The sequence below is a fragment of the Pseudonocardia sp. Ae717_Ps2 genome, assembly GCF_001932475.1.
GTDB lineage: Bacteria > Actinomycetota > Actinomycetes > Mycobacteriales > Pseudonocardiaceae > Pseudonocardia.
This window is the reverse complement of the sequence record NZ_MCIS01000012.1, coordinates 1-17443: the sequence shown is the minus strand read 5'-3', so window position 1 is coordinate 17443 and position 17443 is coordinate 1. Positions and strand designations below refer to the sequence as shown.

At 70.7% G+C, this 17443-nt stretch carries 16 protein-coding genes; 14 read left to right on the top strand and 2 right to left on the bottom strand.

What is annotated here, in order from left to right:
• Positions 1 to 29: 29 nt before the first annotated feature.
• From Ae717Ps2_RS32455 to Ae717Ps2_RS32420, 8 genes are all read left to right on the top strand, one after another.
• Positions 30 to 932, top strand: coding sequence for a protein rep (locus tag Ae717Ps2_RS32455; protein WP_143510857.1), 903 nt, complete (start codon positions 30 to 32; stop codon positions 930 to 932).
• Between the two features lie 1581 nt (positions 933 to 2513).
• Positions 2514 to 2672 carry a hypothetical protein gene (locus tag Ae717Ps2_RS37700; RefSeq protein WP_158071613.1) on the top strand — a complete coding sequence of 53 codons (159 nt, stop codon included), beginning with the start codon at positions 2514 to 2516 and terminating at the stop codon, positions 2670 to 2672.
• 338 nt (positions 2673 to 3010) lie between these two features.
• Positions 3011 to 3412: an FtsK/SpoIIIE domain-containing protein gene (locus Ae717Ps2_RS32450; protein ID WP_075334795.1), complete on the top strand. Its 402-nt coding sequence runs from the start codon at positions 3011 to 3013 to the stop codon at positions 3410 to 3412.
• A gap of 124 nt (positions 3413 to 3536) precedes the next feature.
• Complete coding sequence (locus Ae717Ps2_RS32445) at positions 3537 to 3728, top strand: hypothetical protein (protein WP_075334794.1); 192 nt, start codon at positions 3537 to 3539, stop codon at positions 3726 to 3728.
• A 1054-nt stretch (positions 3729 to 4782) separates the two neighbouring features.
• A complete protein-coding gene (locus Ae717Ps2_RS32435) occupies positions 4783 to 5631 on the top strand; it encodes a hypothetical protein (RefSeq protein WP_075334792.1) in 849 nt (282 codons plus the stop codon).
• An 882-nt stretch (positions 5632 to 6513) separates the two neighbouring features.
• A complete protein-coding gene (locus Ae717Ps2_RS37695; protein WP_158071614.1) occupies positions 6514 to 6918 on the top strand; it encodes a hypothetical protein in 405 nt (134 codons plus the stop codon).
• Position 6919: 1 nt separating this feature from the next.
• Positions 6920 to 8083: an FtsK/SpoIIIE domain-containing protein gene (locus Ae717Ps2_RS32425; protein WP_075334790.1), complete on the top strand. Its 1164-nt coding sequence runs from the start codon at positions 6920 to 6922 to the stop codon at positions 8081 to 8083.
• Between the two features lie 438 nt (positions 8084 to 8521).
• A complete protein-coding gene (locus tag Ae717Ps2_RS32420) occupies positions 8522 to 9640 on the top strand; it encodes a protein rep (RefSeq protein WP_143510853.1) in 1119 nt (372 codons plus the stop codon).
• 710 nt (positions 9641 to 10350) lie between these two features.
• Here Ae717Ps2_RS32420 and Ae717Ps2_RS32415 read toward each other — a convergent pair.
• Positions 10351 to 10620, bottom strand: a complete 270-nt coding sequence (locus tag Ae717Ps2_RS32415) for a hypothetical protein (RefSeq protein WP_075313538.1) — start codon at positions 10618 to 10620, stop codon at positions 10351 to 10353.
• A 377-nt stretch (positions 10621 to 10997) separates the two neighbouring features.
• Here Ae717Ps2_RS32415 and Ae717Ps2_RS37690 point away from each other — a divergent pair, with 377 nt between their 5' ends.
• From Ae717Ps2_RS37690 to Ae717Ps2_RS32395, 5 genes are all read left to right on the top strand, one after another.
• The gene (locus Ae717Ps2_RS37690) at positions 10998 to 11156 is read left to right on the top strand and encodes a hypothetical protein (RefSeq protein ID WP_158071613.1); all 159 of its coding nucleotides are present in this window, start codon (positions 10998 to 11000) and stop codon (positions 11154 to 11156) included.
• 651 nt (positions 11157 to 11807) lie between these two features.
• Positions 11808 to 12320, top strand: a complete 513-nt coding sequence (locus tag Ae717Ps2_RS37685) for a hypothetical protein (protein ID WP_075334788.1) — start codon at positions 11808 to 11810, stop codon at positions 12318 to 12320.
• A gap of 437 nt (positions 12321 to 12757) precedes the next feature.
• Positions 12758 to 13057 (top strand): hypothetical protein, encoded by a 300-nt coding sequence (locus tag Ae717Ps2_RS32405; RefSeq protein ID WP_075334787.1) that lies wholly within the window; start codon positions 12758 to 12760, stop codon positions 13055 to 13057.
• Between the two features lie 7 nt (positions 13058 to 13064).
• Positions 13065 to 13481, top strand: coding sequence for a protein rep (locus Ae717Ps2_RS32400; RefSeq protein WP_075334786.1), 417 nt, complete (start codon positions 13065 to 13067; stop codon positions 13479 to 13481).
• A gap of 72 nt (positions 13482 to 13553) precedes the next feature.
• Entirely contained in the window at positions 13554 to 14021 is a 468-nt protein-coding gene (locus Ae717Ps2_RS32395; RefSeq protein ID WP_143510849.1) for a hypothetical protein, read from the top strand.
• Between the two features lie 560 nt (positions 14022 to 14581).
• On the opposite strand, the gene Ae717Ps2_RS32390 is transcribed toward Ae717Ps2_RS32395, so the two are convergent.
• A complete protein-coding gene (locus Ae717Ps2_RS32390; RefSeq protein ID WP_075313538.1) occupies positions 14582 to 14851 on the bottom strand; it encodes a hypothetical protein in 270 nt (89 codons plus the stop codon).
• Positions 14852 to 15973: 1122 nt separating this feature from the next.
• On the opposite strand from Ae717Ps2_RS32390, the gene Ae717Ps2_RS39965 reads away from it, so the two are divergent.
• Complete coding sequence (locus Ae717Ps2_RS39965; protein ID WP_255407988.1) at positions 15974 to 16108, top strand: hypothetical protein; 135 nt, start codon at positions 15974 to 15976, stop codon at positions 16106 to 16108.
• The last annotated feature ends 1335 nt before the right edge of the window (positions 16109 to 17443 follow it).

Below are 17443 nucleotides of genomic sequence, written 5' to 3'. Positions count from 1 at the left end.
AAGAGGGTCGGGAGGCTGTCCGGACCGAGGTGCGCTCTTGGCTGACGCTGCGGGAGACTCAGGGCAAGCTCGACCGCTCCGACGTCGTCCAGGTTCAGGACCGGCGCAGCGAGCGACGGGCTGAGCGTTGGGCGATCCGCCGGGGTATGCGCTCGCTGGTCAAGGGCCGCTCCGCTGGCTGTGGTCTGCCCGGCGGCCGGGAGGACGGCTCGGTGGTCTTGAAGGTCACCGACGCCACCGGCACCAGTGCCGAGGCCACGACCGGGGCGAATGGTCGGATCGCTGGGTTCTCTGGGCTCTGGACCTGCGGGATGGTGTGGATGTGTCCTGAGTGCTCGGTGCGGATCGGGGCGAAGCGCGCGGAGGAGGTCGCGACCGTCCTGGCCCACCACCTGGCCGAGGGTGGCGACCCGCTGCTGATCACTCTGACCATGCGTCACCACCGTCAGCACTCCCTGGCCGAGTGCCTCAAGGCGCTCACCGTGGCGTGGGGGAAGGTCACCCAGGGCCGGGCCGCTCAGGACGACTACCGGATGCTGGGGCTGCGCGGCTGGGTCCGGGCCCTGGAGATCACTCACTCTGTGGATAACGGATGGCACGTTCACCTGCACATCCTCATGGTTGTCGAGCAGGGCATGTCCGACGACGCGATCGAGGCATTGACCGGCGGATGGTTCGCTCGCTGGTCGGCCGGGTTGGTCAAGGCCGGGATGCCCGCACCCACCGAGGAGCGCGGCGTCGACGTGCAGCGCGCTGACGCTGCCGCGATGCCCGAGACCTCCGGGGCCTGGGCCCGCTACGTGTGCAAGGGTCTGGCCAGCGAGGCCGTCATGGGCTCCACGAAGGCCGCGCGCGGCACCTCCCGTTCGATCTACGAGCTGATGCGCGACGCCACCGTGGGCCGCCGGTTCGAGAACCCTGACACCCGGTGACGTCGTGCAGCTCGCCGACATGCAGGCCCGTGCACTGCTGGCCGAGTACGAGACCGCGATCCGTGGCCGCAAGCAGCTCACCTGGTCGCTGGGGTCCCACGACCGCGCACCGGAGTCGACATGGAGCCCGAGCAGTCCGACGAGGACATCGTCGCCGAGGACCTGGAGGGCGAGCCCGTCGCGGTGATCCCCCCGCATTCCTGGAAGATCGTTTGAGCCCCGTGCGGCCGAGCTGCTCCACATCACCGAACGCGGCCGGCGACGACGCCGCACGAGCCTGGCTCGACGACCTCGGGCGTCGAGTGGTGGCTACCCACCGGCCTCACCGACACTCGCCGCCCCGGCGTCCGCACCGGCGCCGACGGGCTGACCTTGGCCGGGAGTCGTTTTCCTTAGGGAAAAACGCCTAACTTGCTCCGCCGAAGGCGCACCGACACCCGCGTCGTCGATAGGACGACACCGGGCACGAGACCCGCGCCCGGCCGAAGATCATCAGTGGATGCATAGGTCCTGTGGTTCTGGAGGTCTTGTCGCGAACGGTGTCGGCGACCGCCGGTCGGTGAGCAGTGAGCGGCTTGTCAATGACTCATTGACAAGCCGCTCGGCCGACTCAGCCACGCGTACGGGCTGCTGCGGTGCCAGCTCCTCGACAGGGCTGGCCTTGGAGGGTGGGGCTGCGGTCACGTCGGCGCGCTTGCGCCTGCACGGCCGCTGCAGGGCCCGCAACGGCTCAGGGGTCACCGGCGGCCGTGCTGCCCAGGCTTGCGGGCCCTGCAGCGGCCGTGCTGCCCTCCGGGGCCGACGTGACCGCAGCCCCACCCGGAGCCTCACGACACCCGCCGACTCCGGTTACCGCATGCTTGTCTCGGTGGCTGCGGGAGCGGAGGTGCACCACGCAGTGGCCGCCGGAGGCGTGCAGTGGACCGGCCGGTGTCATTGGTCCTGGGCGTCGGGCTCTGCTTTTTGTGGGGGCGTGGCCCACCGCCGAGCGGTCATCCGAGGGGATGCCCGGTCAGGTACTCGACGGTGCGCCAGGACTGGGCGTCCTCGTAGAGGGCGTGCAGGACGAGTCCGCCGAGCATTGAATTTCGGCCGCGCCGGCGCCACGTCTCCTGGGCGGCGGTGATGAGGTCGGCGCGGAGGTCGCCGGTCTGCTGAGAGGGAGGGATGAGCTCGTCTAGGGCCTCCGCTGGGCGCTGGTCATGACAGGGTCCTCTCGCTCTTGGTGTCTCATGCTGGGCATTGTCTCGCATCTCCGTGTCCTATGAGTGGGACGCAAGTCGTGCTAGTCTTGTGCCAATAGTGGGCAAGAATGGCGACGAGAGGCGGAGGATGTGCGTAGCTATCCGATCGATACCGACCGCGTGACCCTGATCAGCACCGGCACTGTGACGCCGGTGGCGAAGTGGGTCGAGTTGTCCGACGGGCTCGCGCCGCCCGGACCCGCAGGGCCGCCAGGACACCGACGAGCACGGTCGCGGCCTGTGGCGGGTTGAGGCCCTGACCCCGGCCGACCAGGGCGACGAGCGGGACAAGAGCGCTGTCGTCGAGATCCTGATCGCCTCCCACGATCGCCCGGCGGTGGGCTCGCTCGGTCAGCCGCTGCACTTCGACGGCCTGGTGATGACTCCCGGCTATGTGCAGCGCAAGACCGGTCAGCTCACCCCGCCGCGCTGGTCGGCGGACGGTATTCGTGGGCAGGTCGGGCGTGGTCGTAAGCCTGAGGGCGAGGCGGCCTGACATGGGCCTCTGGGCGAGGAGGGATCGGGCGGTCGATGAGCGTGAGGCCGATGGCCTGTGGTGGTCGTGGCGGCAGGCGTGCGAGGGCGCCGGGCTGTGCTGCCGGGTCGACACCGTCTCCGGCGCGACGGTTGTCGTGCCGCAGCTGGTCGACATCGTCCTGGGCCCGCCGACCGTGCTGACGATCAAGCTCCTGCCTGGTCAGCTGGTTGCCGATCTGCGCCGGGTGGCGCTGCGGATCGCCCCGCATTTGGGCGCGGCCGCGCTGCGCATCTCCCCGCTGGGGGCAGATCCATGCCCGGGTCGAGCTGCTCGGTGTCGACCCGCTCGAGGGCACCGTGAGCCTGGTCCTACCCGCCGCTCCGGGCCGGATCGCGCTCGGGGTGGACGAGAAGGCCCGGGACCTCGTGCAGTCCTGGGCCGACGATGTCGCGCACACGATCGTGCAGGGCGTCACCCGCTCTGGGAAGAGCGTCTGGACCTACAGCCTGCTGGCGCAGCTCGCCGCCGACCCGTTGGTCACGATCTGCGGGTCGGACCCGACCGGGCTGCTGTGGCGTCCGTTCGCCGGGACTCGACACGCTGCTCTGCAGGTCTCCGGTGTCGACGACCCCGGCGCCCACGAGGCCCTGCTCCAGGCGCTCGTCGCCGACATGGACGCGCGCATCGCCGCGATGCCCGCCGACCGCGACACCGTCGCGATCACCACCGACCAGCCCGCTGCGAGTCGTCGTCCTTGAGGAGCTGGCCGCGCTCTACCGGGTCGCCGACTCCGCGTCGACGACCAAGGACCCGATCGGCAAGCGCATCCGCGCTCTGATCGGGCGTCTGCTCGCCGAGGGAGCGAAGGCCGGTTACCGGCTGGTGCTGATCGTGCAGCGCGCCGAGGCCGCGATCGTCGGGGCGTTCGAGCGCGCCATGTGCTCGCTGCGGATCTCCTTCCGCACCGACAACCGGGCGTCGGTCGAGCTGCTGCACCCCGGCGCCCCGGCCGAGCTGGCCGACCAACACACCCGTCGCCCGCCCCGGCGTCGCGCTGCTGTCCGCTCCGGGTGAGGAGCTGGTCCCGCTTCCGGGCTCCCTACCTGGGCGGATACCCCGAGTACGTCGCCGCGGTCAGGTCGGCGTGCCCGCCGGAGGAGACCGGCCCGACCGCGATCGCGGCCTGAGCTCGTGCAGATCGACCCGACCGTTCCCGGCGTGTCGCCCCTGATCGGCGACTCCGGAGGACCAGTGTCGGGCCCCGGAAAGCCGAGAGCCCCGGGTGTGTCCAGCACCCGAGGCTCTGCACCAGCGGCGGACCGAGTCAACATCCCCGAAGGAGAGGTCTTCCGCTGTGGCTGAGCGCCACGGTACGGGCACCGGAGACGGTGCACCACGCCGACACACGCACGACGCCCGATCGGCCGTCTCTGGCGCGCTGAGGGGGTCGCAGGACGTTGCCTGGTTCCGTGCTGCAGCCGGGGCCGGGCCGCGCGGCGCCGGAGGCGTGAGCGCGGTCCCGGCGGCCGAGCGGAGCGAGGCCCTTGGCACTATCACTGACAACTCTTCCACTGCTGGTCAGAGCCATGATCGGGAAGAGGGTCGGGAGGCTGTCCGGACCGAGGTGCGCTCTTGGCTGACGCTGCGGGAGACTCAGGGCAAGCTCGACCGCTCCGACGTCGTCCAGGTTCAGGACCGGCGCAGCGAGCGACGGGCTGAGCGTTGGGCGATCCGCCGGGGTATGCGCTCGCTGGTCAGGGCCGCTCCGCTGGCTGTGGTCTGCCCGGCGGCCGGGAGGACGGCTCGGTGGTCTTGAAGGTCACCGACGCCACCGGCACCAGTGCCGAGGCCACGACCGGGGCGAATGGTCGGATCGCTGGGTTCTCTGGGCTCTGGACCTGCGGGATGGTGTGGATGTGTCCTGAGTGCTCGGTGCGGATCGGGGCGAAGCGCGCGGAGGAGGTCGCGACCGTCCTGGCCCACCACCTGGCCGAGGGTGGCGACCCGCTGCTGATCACTCTGACCATGCGTCACCACCGTCAGCACTCCCTGGCCGAGTGCCTCAAGGCGCTCACCGTGGCGTGGGGGGAAGGTCACCCAGGGCCGGGCCGCTCAGGACGACTACCGGATGCTGGGGCTGCGCGGCTGGGTCCGGGCCCTGGAGATCACTCACTCTGTGGATAACGGATGGCACGTTCACCTGCACATCCTCATGGTTGTCGAGCAGGGCATGTCCGACGACGCGATCGAGGCATTGACCGGCGGATGGTTCGCTCGCTGGTCGGCCGGGTTGGTCAAGGCCGGGATGCCCGCACCCACCGAGGAGCGCGGCGTCGACGTGCAGCGCGCTGACGCTGCCGCGATGCCCGAGACCTCCGGGGCCTGGGCCCGCTACGTGTGCAAGGGTCTGGCCAGCGAGGCCGTCATGGGCTCCACGAAGGCCGCGCGCGGCACCTCCCGTTCGATCTACGAGCTGATGCGCGACGCCACCGTGGGCCGCCGGTTCGAGAACCCTGACACCGGTGACGTCGTGCAGCTCGCCGACATGCAGGCCCGTGCACTGCTGGCCGAGTACGAGACCGCGATCCGTGGCCGCAAAGCAGCTCACCTGGTCCGCTGGGGTCCCACGACCTGCGCACCGGAGTCGACATGGAGGCCCGAGCAGTCCGACGAGGACATCGTCGCCGAGGACCTGGAGGGCGAGCCCGTCGCGGTGATCCCCCCGCATTCCTGGAAGATCGTTGAGCCCCGTGCGGCCGAGCTGCTCCACATCACCGAACCGCGCCGGCGACGACGCCGCACGAGCCTGGCTCGACGACCTCGGCGTCGAGTGGTGGCTACCCACCGGCCTCACCGACACTCGCCGCCCCGGCGTCGCACCCGGCGCCGACGGCTGACCTTGCCGGGAGTCGTTTTCCTTAGGAAAACGCCTAACTTGCTCCGCCGAAGGCGGCACCGACACCCGCGTCGTCGATAGGACGACACCGGGCACGAGACCCGCGCCCGGCCGAAGATCATCAGTGGATGCATAGGTCCTGTGGTTCTGGAGGTCTTGTCGCGAACGGTGTCGGCGACCGCCGGTCGGTGAGCAGTGAGCGGCTTGTCAATGACTCATTGACAAGCCGCTCGGCCGACTCAGCCACGCGTACGGGCTGCTGCGGTGCCAGCTCCTCGACAGGGCTGGCCTTGGAGGGTGGGGGCTGCGGTCACGTCGGCGCGCTTGCGCCTGCACGGCCGCTGCAGGGCCCGCAACGGCTCAGGGGTCACCGGCGGCCGTGCTGCCCAGGCTTGCGGGCCCTGCAGCGGCCGTGCTGCCCTCCGGGGCCGACGTGACCGCAGCCCCACCCGGAGCCTCACGACACCCGCCGACTCCGGTTACCGCATGCTTGTCTCGGTGGCTGCGGGAGCGGAGGTGCACCACGCAGTGGCCGCCGGAGGCGTGCAGTGGACCGGCCGGTGTCATTGGTCCTGGGCGTCGGGCTCTGCTTTTGTGGGGGCGTGGCCCACCGCCGAGCGGTCATCCGAGGGATGCCGGTCAGGTACTCGACGGTGCGCCAGGACTGGGCGTCCTCGTAGAGGGCGTGCAGGACGAGTCCGCCGAGCATTGAATTTCGGCCGCGCCGGCGCCACGTCTCCTGGGCGGCGGTGATGAGGTCGGCGCGGAGGTCGCCGGTCTGCTGAGAGGGAGGGATGAGCTCGTCTAGGGCCTCCCGCTGGGCGCTGGTCATGACAGGGTCCTCTCGCTCTTGGTGTCTCATGCTGGGCATTGTCTCGCATCTCCGTGTCCTATGAGTGGGGACGCAAGTCGTGCTAGTCTTGTGCCAATAGTGGGCAAGAATGGCGACGAGAGGCGGAGGATGTGCGTAGCTATCCGATCGATACCGACCGCGTGACCCTGATCAGCACCGGCACTGTGACGCCGGTGGCGAAGTGGGTCGAGTTGTCCGACGGCTCGCGCCGCCCGGACCCGCAGGGCCGCCAGGACACCGACGAGCACGGTCGCGGCCTGTGGCGGGTTGAGGCCCTGACCCCGGCCGACCAGGGCGACGAGCGGGACAAGAGCGCTGTCGTCGAGATCCTGATCGCCTCCCACGATCGCCCGGCGGTGGGCTCGCTCGGTCAGCCGCTGCACTTCGACGGCCTGGTGATGACTCCCGGCTATGTGCAGCGCAAGACCGGTCAGCTCACCCCGCCGCGCTGGTCGGCGGACGGTATTCGTGGGCAGGTCGGGCGTGGTCGTAAGCCTGAGGGCGAGGCGGCCTGACATGGGCCTCTGGGCGAGGAGGGATCGGGCGGTCGATGAGCGTGAGGCCGATGGCCTGTGGTGGTCGTGGCGGCAGGCGTGCGAGGGCGCCGGGCTGTGCTGCCGGGTCGACACCGTCTCCGGCGCGACGGTTGTCGTGCCGCAGCTGGTCGACATCGTCCTGGGCCCGCCGACCGTGCTGACGATCAAGCTCCTGCCTGGTCAGCTGGTTGCCGATCTGCGCCGGGTGGCGCTGCGGATCGCCCCGCATTTGGGCGCGGCCGCGCTGCGCATCTCCCCGCTGGGGCAGATCCATGCCCGGGTCGAGCTGCTCGGTGTCGACCCGCTCGAGGGCACCGTGAGCCTGGTCCTACCCGCCGCTCCGGGCCGGATCGCGCTCGGGGTGGACGAGAAGGCCCGGGACCTCGTGCAGTCCTGGGCCGACGATGTCGCGCACACGATCGTGCAGGGCGTCACCCGCTCTGGGAAGAGCGTCTGGACCTACAGCCTGCTGGCGCAGCTCGCCGCCGACCCGTTGGTCACGATCTGCGGGTCGGACCCGACCGGGCTGCTGTGGCGTCCGTTCGCCGGGACTCGACACGCTGCTCTGCAGGTCTCCGGTGTCGACGACCCCGGCGCCCACGAGGCCCTGCTCCAGGCGCTCGTCGCCGACATGGACGCGCGCATCGCCGCGATGCCCGCCGACCGCGACACCGTCGCGATCACCACCGACCAGCCGCTGCGAGTCGTCGTCCTTGAGGAGCTGGCCGCGCTCTACCGGGTCGCCGACTCCGCGTCGACGACCAAGGACCCGATCGGCAAGCGCATCCGCGCTCTGATCGGGCGTCTGCTCGCCGAGGGAGCGAAGGCCGGTTACCGGCTGGTGCTGATCGTGCAGCGCGCCGAGGCCGCGATCGTCGGGGCGTTCGAGCGCGCCATGTGCTCGCTGCGGATCTCCTTCCGCACCGACAACCGGGCGTCGGTCGAGCTGCTGCACCCCGGCGCCCCGGCCGAGCTGGCCGACCAACACACCGTCGCCCGCCCCGGCGTCGCGCTGCTGTCCGCTCCGGGTGAGGAGCTGGTCCGCTTCCGGGCTCCCTACCTGGGCGGATACCCCGAGTACGTCGCCGCGGTCAGGTCGGCGTGCCCGCCGGAGGAGACCGGCCCGACCGCGATCGCGGCCTGAGCTCGTGCAGATCGACCCGACCGTTCCCGGCGTGTCGCCCCTGATCGGCGACTCCGGAGGACCAGTGTCGGGCCCCGGGAAAGCCGAGAGCCCCGGGTGTGTCCAGCACCCGAGGCTCTGCACCAGCGGCGGACCGAGTCAACATCCCCGAAGGAGAGGTCTTCCGCTGTGGCTGAGCGCCACGGTACGGGCACCGGAGACGGTGCACCACGCCGACACACGCACGACGCCCGATCGGCCGTCTCTGGCGCGCTGAGGGGGTCGCAGGACGTTGCCTGGTTCCGTGCTGCAGCCGGGGCCGGGCCGCGCGGCGCCGGAGGCGTGAGCGCGGTCCCGGCGGCCGAGCGGAGCGAGGCCCTTGGCACTATCACTGACAACTCTTCCACTGCTGGTCAGAGCCATGATCGGGAAGAGGGTCGGGAGGCTGTCCGGACCGAGGTGCGCTCTTGGCTGACGCTGCGGGAGACTCAGGGCAAGCTCGACCGCTCCGACGTCGTCCAGGTTCAGGACCGGCGCAGCGAGCGACGGGCTGAGCGTTGGGCGATCCGCCGGGGTATGCGCTCGCTGGTCAAGGGCCGCTCCGCTGGCTGTGGTCTGCCCGGCGGCCGGGAGGACGGCTCGGTGGTCTTGAAGGTCACCGACGCCACCGGCACCAGTGCCGAGGCCACGACCGGGGCGAATGGTCGGATCGCTGGGTTCTCTGGGCTCTGGACCTGCGGGATGGTGTGGATGTGTCCTGAGTGCTCGGTGCGGATCGGGGCGAAGCGCGCGGAGGAGGTCGCGACCGTCCTGGCCCACCACCTGGCCGAGGGTGGCGACCCGCTGCTGATCACTCTGACCATGCGTCACCACCGTCAGCACTCCCTGGCCGAGTGCCTCAAGGCGCTCACCGTGGCGTGGGGGAAGGTCACCCAGGGCCGGGCCGCTCAGGACGACTACCGGATGCTGGGGCTGCGCGGCTGGGTCCGGGCCCTGGAGATCACTCACTCTGTGGATAACGGATGGCACGTTCACCTGCACATCCTCATGGTTGTCGAGCAGGGCATGTCCGACGACGCGATCGAGGCATTGACCGGCGGATGGTTCGCTCGCTGGTCGGCCGGGTTGGTCAAGGCCGGGATGCCCGCACCCACCGAGGAGCGCGGCGTCGACGTGCAGCGCGCTGACGCTGCCGCGATGCCCGAGACCTCCGGGGCCTGGGCCCGCTACGTGTGCAAGGGTCTGGCCAGCGAGGCCGTCATGGGCTCCACGAAGGCCGCGCGCGGCACCTCCCGTTCGATCTACGAGCTGATGCGCGACGCCACCGTGGGCCGCCGGTTCGAGAACCCTGACACCGGTGACGTCGTTGCAGCTCGCCGACATGCAGGCCCGTGCACTGCTGGCCGAGTACGAGACCGCGATCCGTGGCCGCAAGCAGCTCACCTGGTCGCTGGGGTCCCACGACCTGCGCACCGGAGTCGACATGGAGCCCGAGCAGTCCGACGAGGACATCGTCGCCGAGGACCTGGAGGGCGAGCCCGTCGCGGTGATCCCCCCGCATTCCTGGAAGATCGTTGAGCCCGTGCGGCCGAGCTGCTCCACATCACCGAACGCGCCGGCGACGACGCCGCACGAGCCTGGCTCGACGACCTCGGCGTCGAGTGGTGGCTACCCACCGGCCTCACCGACACTCGCCGCCCCGGCGTCGCACCCGGCGCCGACGGCTGACCTTGCCGGGAGTCGTTTTCCTTAGGAAAACGCCTAACTTGCTCCGCCGAAGGCGGCACCGACACCCGCGTCGTCGATAGGACGACACCGGGCACGAGACCCGCGCCGGCCGAAGATCATCAGTGGATGCATAGGTCCTGTGGTTCTGGAGGTCTTGTCGCGAACGGTGTCGGCGACCGCCGGTCGGTGAGCAGTGAGCGGCTTGTCAATGACTCATTGACAAGCCGCTCGGCCGACTCAGCCACGCGTACGGGCTGCTGCGGTGCCAGCTCCTCGACAGGGCTGGCCTTGGAGGGTGGGGCTGCGGTCACGTCGGCGCGCTTGCGCCTGCACGGCCGCTGCAGGGCCCGCAACGGCTCAGGGGTCACCGGCGGCCGTGCTGCCCAGGCTTGCGGGCCCTGCAGCGGCCGTGCTGCCCTCCGGGGCCGACGTGACCGCAGCCCCACCCGGAGCCTCACGACACCCGCCGACTCCGGTTACCGCATGCTTGTCTCGGTGGCTGCGGGAGCGGAGGTGCACCACGCAGTGGCCGCCGGAGGCGTGCAGTGGACCGGCCGGTGTCATTGGTCCTGGGCGTCGGGCTCTGCTTTTTGTGGGGGCGTGGCCCACCGCCGAGCGGTCATCCGAGGGATGCCGGTCAGGTACTCGACGGTGCGCCAGGACTGGGCGTCCTCGTAGAGGGCGTGCAGGACGAGTCCGCCGAGCATTGAATTTCGGCCGCGCCGGCGCCACGTCTCCTGGGCGGCGGTGATGAGGTCGGCGCGGAGGTCGCCGGTCTGCTGAGAGGGAGGGATGAGCTCGTCTAGGGCCTCCCGCTGGGCGCTGGTCATGACAGGGTCCTCTCGCTCTTGGTGTCTCATGCTGGGCATTGTCTCGCATCTCCGTGTCCTATGAGTGGGACGCAAGTCGTGCTAGTCTTGTGCCAATAGTGGGCAAGAATGGCGACGAGAGGCGGAGGATGTGCGTAGCTATCCGATCGATACCGACCGCGTGACCCTGATCAGCACCGGCACTGTGACGCCGGTGGCGAAGTGGGTCGAGTTGTCCGACGGCTCGCGCCGCCCGGACCCGCAGGGCCGCCAGGACACCGACGAGCACGGTCGCGGCCTGTGGCGGGTTGAGGCCCTGACCCCGGCCGACCAGGGGCGACGAGCGGGACAAGAGCGCTGTCGTCGAGATCCTGATCGCCTCCCACGATCGCCCGGCGGTGGGCTCGCTCGGTCAGCCGCTGCACTTCGACGGCCTGGTGATGACTCCCGGCTATGTGCAGCGCAAGACCGGTCAGCTCACCCCGCCGCGCTGGTCGGCGGACGGTATTCGTGGGCAGGTCGGGCGTGGTCGTAAGCCTGAGGGCGAGGCGGCCTGACATGGGCCTCTGGGCGAGGAGGGATCGGGCGGTCGATGAGCGTGAGGCCGATGGCCTGTGGTGGTCGTGGCGGCAGGCGTGCGAGGGCGCCGGGCTGTGCTGCCGGGTCGACACCGTCTCCGGCGCGACGGTTGTCGTGCCGCAGCTGGTCGACATCGTCCTGGGCCCGCCGACCGTGCTGACGATCAAGCTCCTGCCTGGTCAGCTGGTTGCCGATCTGCGCCGGGTGGCGCTGCGGATCGCCCCGCATTTGGGCGCGGCCGCGCTGCGCATCTCCCCGCTGGGGCAGATCCATGCCCGGGTCGAGCTGCTCGGTGTCGACCCGCTCGAGGGCACCGTGAGCCTGGTCCTACCCGCCGCTCCGGGCCGGATCGCGCTCGGGGTGGACGAGAAGGCCCGGGACCTCGTGCAGTCCTGGGCCGACGATGTCGCGCACACGATCGTGCAGGGCGTCACCCGCTCTGGGAAGAGCGTCTGGACCTACAGCCTGCTGGCGCAGCTCGCCGCCGACCCGTTGGTCACGATCTGCGGGTCGGACCCGACCGGGCTGCTGTGGGCGTCCGTTCGCCGGGACCGACACGCTGCCTCTGCAGGTCTCCGGGTCGACGACCCGGCGCCCACGAGGCCCTGCTCCAGGCGCTCGTCGCCGACATGGACGCGCGCATCGCCGCGATGCCCGCCGACCGCGACACCGTCGCGATCACCACCGACCAGCCGCTGCGAGTCGTCGTCCTTGAGGAGCTGGCCGCGCTCTACCGGGTCGCCGACTCCGCGTCGACGACCAAGGACCCGATCGGCAAGCGCATCCGCGCTCTGATCGGGCGTCTGCTCGCCGAGGGAGCGAAGGCCGGTTACCGGCTGGTGCTGATCGTGCAGCGCGCCGAGGCCGCGATCGTCGGGGCGTTCGAGCGCGCCATGTGCTCGCTGCGGATCTCCTTCCGCACCGACAACCGGGCGTCGGTCGAGCTGCTGCACCCCGGCGCCCCGGCCGAGCTGGCCGACCAACACACCGTCGCCCGCCCCGGCGTCGCGCTGCTGTCCGCTCCGGGTGAGGAGCTGGTCCGCTTCCGGGCTCCCTACCTGGGCGGATACCCCGAGTACGTCGCCGCGGTCAGGTCGGCGTGCCCGCCGGAGGAGACCGGCCCGACCGCGATCGCGGCCTGAGCTCGTGCAGATCGACCCCGACCGTTCCCGGCGTGTCGCCCCTGATCGGCGACTCCGGAGGACCAGTGTCGGGCCCCGGAAAGCCGAGAGCCCCGGGTGTGTCCAGCACCCGAGGCTCTGCACCAGCGGCGGACCGAGTCAACATCCCCGAAGGAGAGGTCTTCCGCTGTGGCTGAGCGCCACGGTACGGGCACCGGAGACGGTGCACCACGCCGACACACGCACGACGCCCGATCGGCCGTCTCTGGCGCGCTGAGGGGGTCGCAGGACGTTGCCTGGTTCCGTGCTGCAGCCGGGGCCGGGCCGCGCGGCGCCGGAGGCGTGAGCGCGGTCCCGGCGGCCGAGCGGAGCGAGGCCCTTGGCACTATCACTGAAACTCTTCCACTGCTGGTCAGAGCCATGATCGGGAAGAGGGTCGGGAGGCTGTCCGGACCGAGGTGCGCTCTTGGCTGACGCTGCGGGAGACTCAGGGCAAGCTCGACCGCTCCGACGTCGTCCAGGTTCAGGACCGGCGCAGCGAGCGACGGGCTGAGCGTTGGGCGATCCGCCGGGGTATGCGCTCGCTGGTCAAGGGCCGCTCCGCTGGCTGTGGTCTGCCCGGCGGCCGGGAGGACGGCTCGGTGGTCTTGAAGGTCACCGACGCCACCGGCACCAGTGCCGAGGCCACGACCGGGGCGAATGGTCGGATCGCTGGGTTCTGGGCTCTGGACCTGCGGGATGGTGTGGATGTGTCCTGAGTGCTCGGTGCGGATCGGGGCGAAGCGCGCGGAGGAGGTCGCGACCGTCCTGGCCCACCACCTGGCCGAGGGTGGCGACCCGCTGCTGATCACTCTGACCATGCGTCACCACCGTCAGCACTCCCTGGCCGAGTGCCTCAAGGCGCTCACCGTGGCGTGGGGGAAGGTCACCCAGGGCCGGGCCGCTCAGGACGACTACCGGATGCTGGGGCTGCGCGGCTGGGTCCGGGCCCTGGAGATCACTCACTCTGTGGATAACGGATGGCACGTTCACCTGCACATCCATGGTTGTCGAGCAGGGCATGTCCGACGACGCGATCGAGGCATTGACCGGCGGATGGTTCGCTCGCTGGTCGGCCGGGTTGGTCAAGGCCGGGATGCCCGCACCCACCGAGGAGCGCGGCGTCGACGTGCAGCGCGCTGACGCTGCCGCGATGCCGAGACCTCCGGGGCCTGGGCCCGCTACGTGTGCAAGGGTCTGGCCAGCGAGGCCGTCATGGGCTCCACGAAGGCCGCGCGCGGCACCTCCCGTTCGATCTACGAGCTGATGCGCGACGCCACCGTGGGCCGCCGGTTCGAGAACCCTGACACCGGTGACGTCGTGCAGCTCGCCGACATGCAGGCCCGTGCACTGCTGGCCGAGTACGAGACCGCGATCCGTGGCCGCAAGCAGCTCACCTGGTCGCTGGGGTCCCACGACCTGCGCACCGGAGTCGACATGGAGCCCGAGCAGTCCGACGAGGACATCGTCGCCGAGGACCTGGAGGGCGAGCCCGTCGCGGTGATCCCCCCGCATTCCTGGAAGATCGTTGAGCCCCGTGCGGCCGAGCTGCTCCACATCACCGAACGCGCCGGCGACGACGCCGCACGAGCCTGGCTCGACGACCTCGGCGTCGAGTGGTGGCTACCCACCGGCCTCACCGACACTCGCCGCCCCGGCGTCGCACCCGGCGCCGACGGCTGACCTTGCCGGGAGTCGTTTTCCTTAGGAAAACGCCTAACTTGCTCCGCCGAAGGCGGCACCGACACCCGCGTCGTCGATAGGACGACACCGGGCACGAGACCCGCGCCCGGCCGAAGATCATCAGTGGATGCATAGGTCCTGTGGTTCTGGAGGTCTTGTCGCGAACGGTGTCGGCGACCGCCGGTCGGTGAGCAGTGAGCGGCTTGTCAATGACTCATTGACAAGCCGCTCGGCCGACTCAGCCACGCGTACGGGCTGCTGCGGTGCCAGCTCCTCGACAGGGCTGGCCTTGGAGGGTGGGGCTGCGGTCACGTCGGCGCGCTTGCGCCTGCACGGCCGCTGCAGGGCCCGCAACGGCTCAGGGGTCACCGGCGGCCGTGCTGCCCAGGCTTGCGGCCCTGCAGCGGCCGTGCTGCCCTCCGGGGCCGACGTGACCGCAGCCCCACCCGGAGCCTCACGACACCCGCCGACTCCGGTTACCGCATGCTTGTCTCGGTGGCTGCGGGAGCGGAGGTGCACCACGCAGTGGCCGCCGGAGGCGTGCAGTGGACCGGCCGGTGTCATTGGTCCTGGGCGTCGGGCTCTGCTTTTTGTGGGGGCGTGGCCCACCGCCGAGCGGTCATCCGAGGGATGCCGGTCAGGTACTCGACGGTGCGCCAGGACTGGGCGTCCTCGTAGAGGGCGTGCAGGACGAGTCCGCCGAGCATTGAATTTCGGCCGCGCCGGCGCCACGTCTCCTGGGCGGCGGTGATGAGGTCGGCGCGGAGGTCGCCGGTCTGCTGAGAGGGAGGGATGAGCTCGTCTAGGGCCTCCCGCTGGGCGCTGGTCATGACAGGGTCCTCTCGCTCTTGGTGTCTCATGCTGGGCATTGTCTCGCATCTCCGTGTCCTATGAGTGGGACGCAAGTCGTGCTAGTCTTGTGCCAATAGTGGGCAAGAATGGCGACGAGAGGCGGAGGATGTGCGTAGCTATCCGATCGATACCGACCGCGTGACCCTGATCAGCACCGGCACTGTGTGACGCCGGTGGCGAAGTGGGTCGAGTTGTCCGACGGCTCGCGCCGCCCGGACCCGCAGGGCCGCCAGGACACCGACGAGCACGGTCGCGGCCTGTGGCGGGTTGAGGCCCTGACCCCGGCCGACCAGGGCGACGAGCGGGAAGAGCGCTGTCGTCGAGATCCTGATCGCCTCCCACGATCGCCCGGCGGTGGGCTCGCTCGGTCAGCCGCTGCACTTCGACGGCCTGGTGATGACTCCCGGCTATGTGCAGCGCAAGACCGGTCAGCTCACCCGCCGCGCTGGTCGGCGGACGGTATTCGTGGGCAGGTCGGGCGTGGTCGTAAGCCTGAGGGCGAGGCGGCCTGACATGGGCCTCTGGGCGAGGAGGGATCGGGCGGTCGATGAGCGTGAGGCCGATGGCCTGTGGTGGTCGTGGCGGCAGGCGTGCGAGGGCGCCGGGCTGTGCTGCCGGGTCGACACCGTCTCCGGCGCGACGGTTGTCGTGCCGCAGCTGGTCGACATCGTCCTGGGCCCGCCGACCGTGCTGACGATCAAGCTCCTGCCTGGTCAGCTGGTTGCCGATCTGCGCCGGGTGGCGCTGCGGATCGCCCCGCATTTGGGCGCGGCCGCGCTGCGCATCTCCCCGCTGGGGCAGATCCATGCCCGGGTCGAGCTGCTCGGTGTCGACCCGCTCGAGGGCACCGTGAGCCTGGTCCTACCCGCCGCTCCGGGCCGGATCGCGCTCGGGGTGGACGAGAAGGCCCGGGACCTCGTGCAGTCCTGGGCCGACGATGTCGCGCACACGATCGTGCAGGGCGTCACCCGCTCTGGGAAGAGCGTCTGGACCTACAGCCTGCTGCTGGCGCCGCCCGGGTCACGATCTGCGGTCGGACCCGACCGGGCTGCTGTGGCGTCCGTTCGCCGGGACTCGACACGCTGCTCTGCAGGTCTCCGGTGTCGACGACCCCGGCGCCCGAGGCCCTGCTCCAGGCGCTCGTCGCCGACATGGACGCGCGCATCGCCGCGATGCCCGCCGACCGCGACACCGTCGCGATCACCACCGACCAGCCTGCGAGTCGTCGTCCTTGAGGAGCTGGCCGCGCTCTACCGGGTCGCCGACTCCGCGTCGACGACCAAGGACCCGATCGGCAAGCGCATCCGCGCTCTGATCGGGCGTCTGCTCGCCGAGGGAGCGAAGGCCGGTTACCGGCTGGTGCTGATCGTGCAGCGCGCCGAGGCCGCGATCGTCGGGGCGTTCGAGCGCGCCATGTGCTCGCTGCGGATCTCCTTCCGCACCGACAACCGGGCGTCGGTCGAGCTGCTGCACCCCGGCGCCCCGGCCGAGCTGGCCGACCAACACACCGTCGCCCGCCCCGGCGTCGCGCTGCTGTCCGCTCCGGGTGAGGAGCTGGTCCGCTTCCGGGCTCCCTACCTGGGCGGATACCCGAGTACGTCGCCGCGGTCAGGTCGGCGTGCCCGCCGGAGGAGACCGGCCCGACCGCGATCGCGGCCTGAGCTCGTGCAGATCGACCCGACCGTTCCCGGCGTGTCGCCCCTGATCGGCGACTCCGGAGGACCAGTGTCGGGCCCCGGAAAGCCGAGAGCCCCGGGTGTGTCCAGCACCCGAGGCTCTGCACCAGCGGCGGACCGAGTCAACATCCCGAAGGAGAGGTCTTCCGCTGTGGCTGAGCGCCACGGTACGGGCACCGGAGACGGTGCACCACGCCGACACACGCACGACGCCCGATCGGCCGTCTCTGGCGCGCTGAGGGGGTCGCAGGACGTTGCCTGGTTCCGTGCTGCAGCCGGGGCCGGGCCGCGCGGCGCCGGAGGCGTGAGCGCGGTCCCGGCGGCCGAGCGGAGCGAGGCCCTTGGCACTATCACTGACAACTCTTCCACTGCTGGTCAGAGCCATGATCGGGAAGAGGGTCGGGAGGCTGTCCGGACCGAGGTGCGCTCTTGGCTGACGCTGCGGGAGACTCAGGGCAAGCTCGACCGCTCCGACGTCGTCCAGGTTCAGGACCGGCGCAGCGAGCGACGGGCTGAGCGTTGGGCGATCCGCCGGGGTATGCGCTCGCTGGTCAAGGGCCGCTCCGCTGGCTGTGGTCTGCCCGGCGGCCGGGAGGACGGCTCGGTGGTCTTGAAGGTCACCGACGCCACCGGCACCAGTGCCGAGGCCACGACCGGGGCGAATGGTCGGATCGCTGGGTTCTCTGGGCTCTGGACCTGCGGGATGGTGTGGATGTGTCCTGAGTGCTCGGTGCGGATCGGGCGAAGCGCGCGGAGGAGGTCGCGACCGTCCTGGCCCACCACCTGGCCGAGGGTGCGACCCGCTGCTGATCACTCTGACCATGCGTCACCACCGTCAGCACTCCCTGGCCGAGTGCCTCAAGGCGCTCACCGTGGCGTGGGGGAAGGTCACCC

What these genes read in the sequence shown, in the direction of transcription:
- Ae717Ps2_RS32390 (WP_075313538.1), bottom strand. Translation starts at nt 14,851, where the DNA reads ATGACCAGCGCCCAGCGGGAGGCCCTAGACGAGCTCATCCCTCCCTCT.
- Ae717Ps2_RS32415 (WP_075313538.1), bottom strand. Translation starts at nt 10,620, where the DNA reads ATGACCAGCGCCCAGCGGGAGGCCCTAGACGAGCTCATCCCTCCCTCT.
- Ae717Ps2_RS32425 (WP_075334790.1), top strand. Translation starts at nt 6,920, where the DNA reads ATGGGCCTCTGGGCGAGGAGGGATCGGGCGGTCGATGAGCGTGAGGCC.
- Ae717Ps2_RS32395 (WP_143510849.1), top strand. Translation starts at nt 13,554, where the DNA reads ATGGGCTCCACGAAGGCCGCGCGCGGCACCTCCCGTTCGATCTACGAG.
- Ae717Ps2_RS37685 (WP_075334788.1), top strand. Translation starts at nt 11,808, where the DNA reads ATGGACGCGCGCATCGCCGCGATGCCCGCCGACCGCGACACCGTCGCG.
- Ae717Ps2_RS32435 (WP_075334792.1), top strand. Translation starts at nt 4,783, where the DNA reads ATGCTGGGGCTGCGCGGCTGGGTCCGGGCCCTGGAGATCACTCACTCT.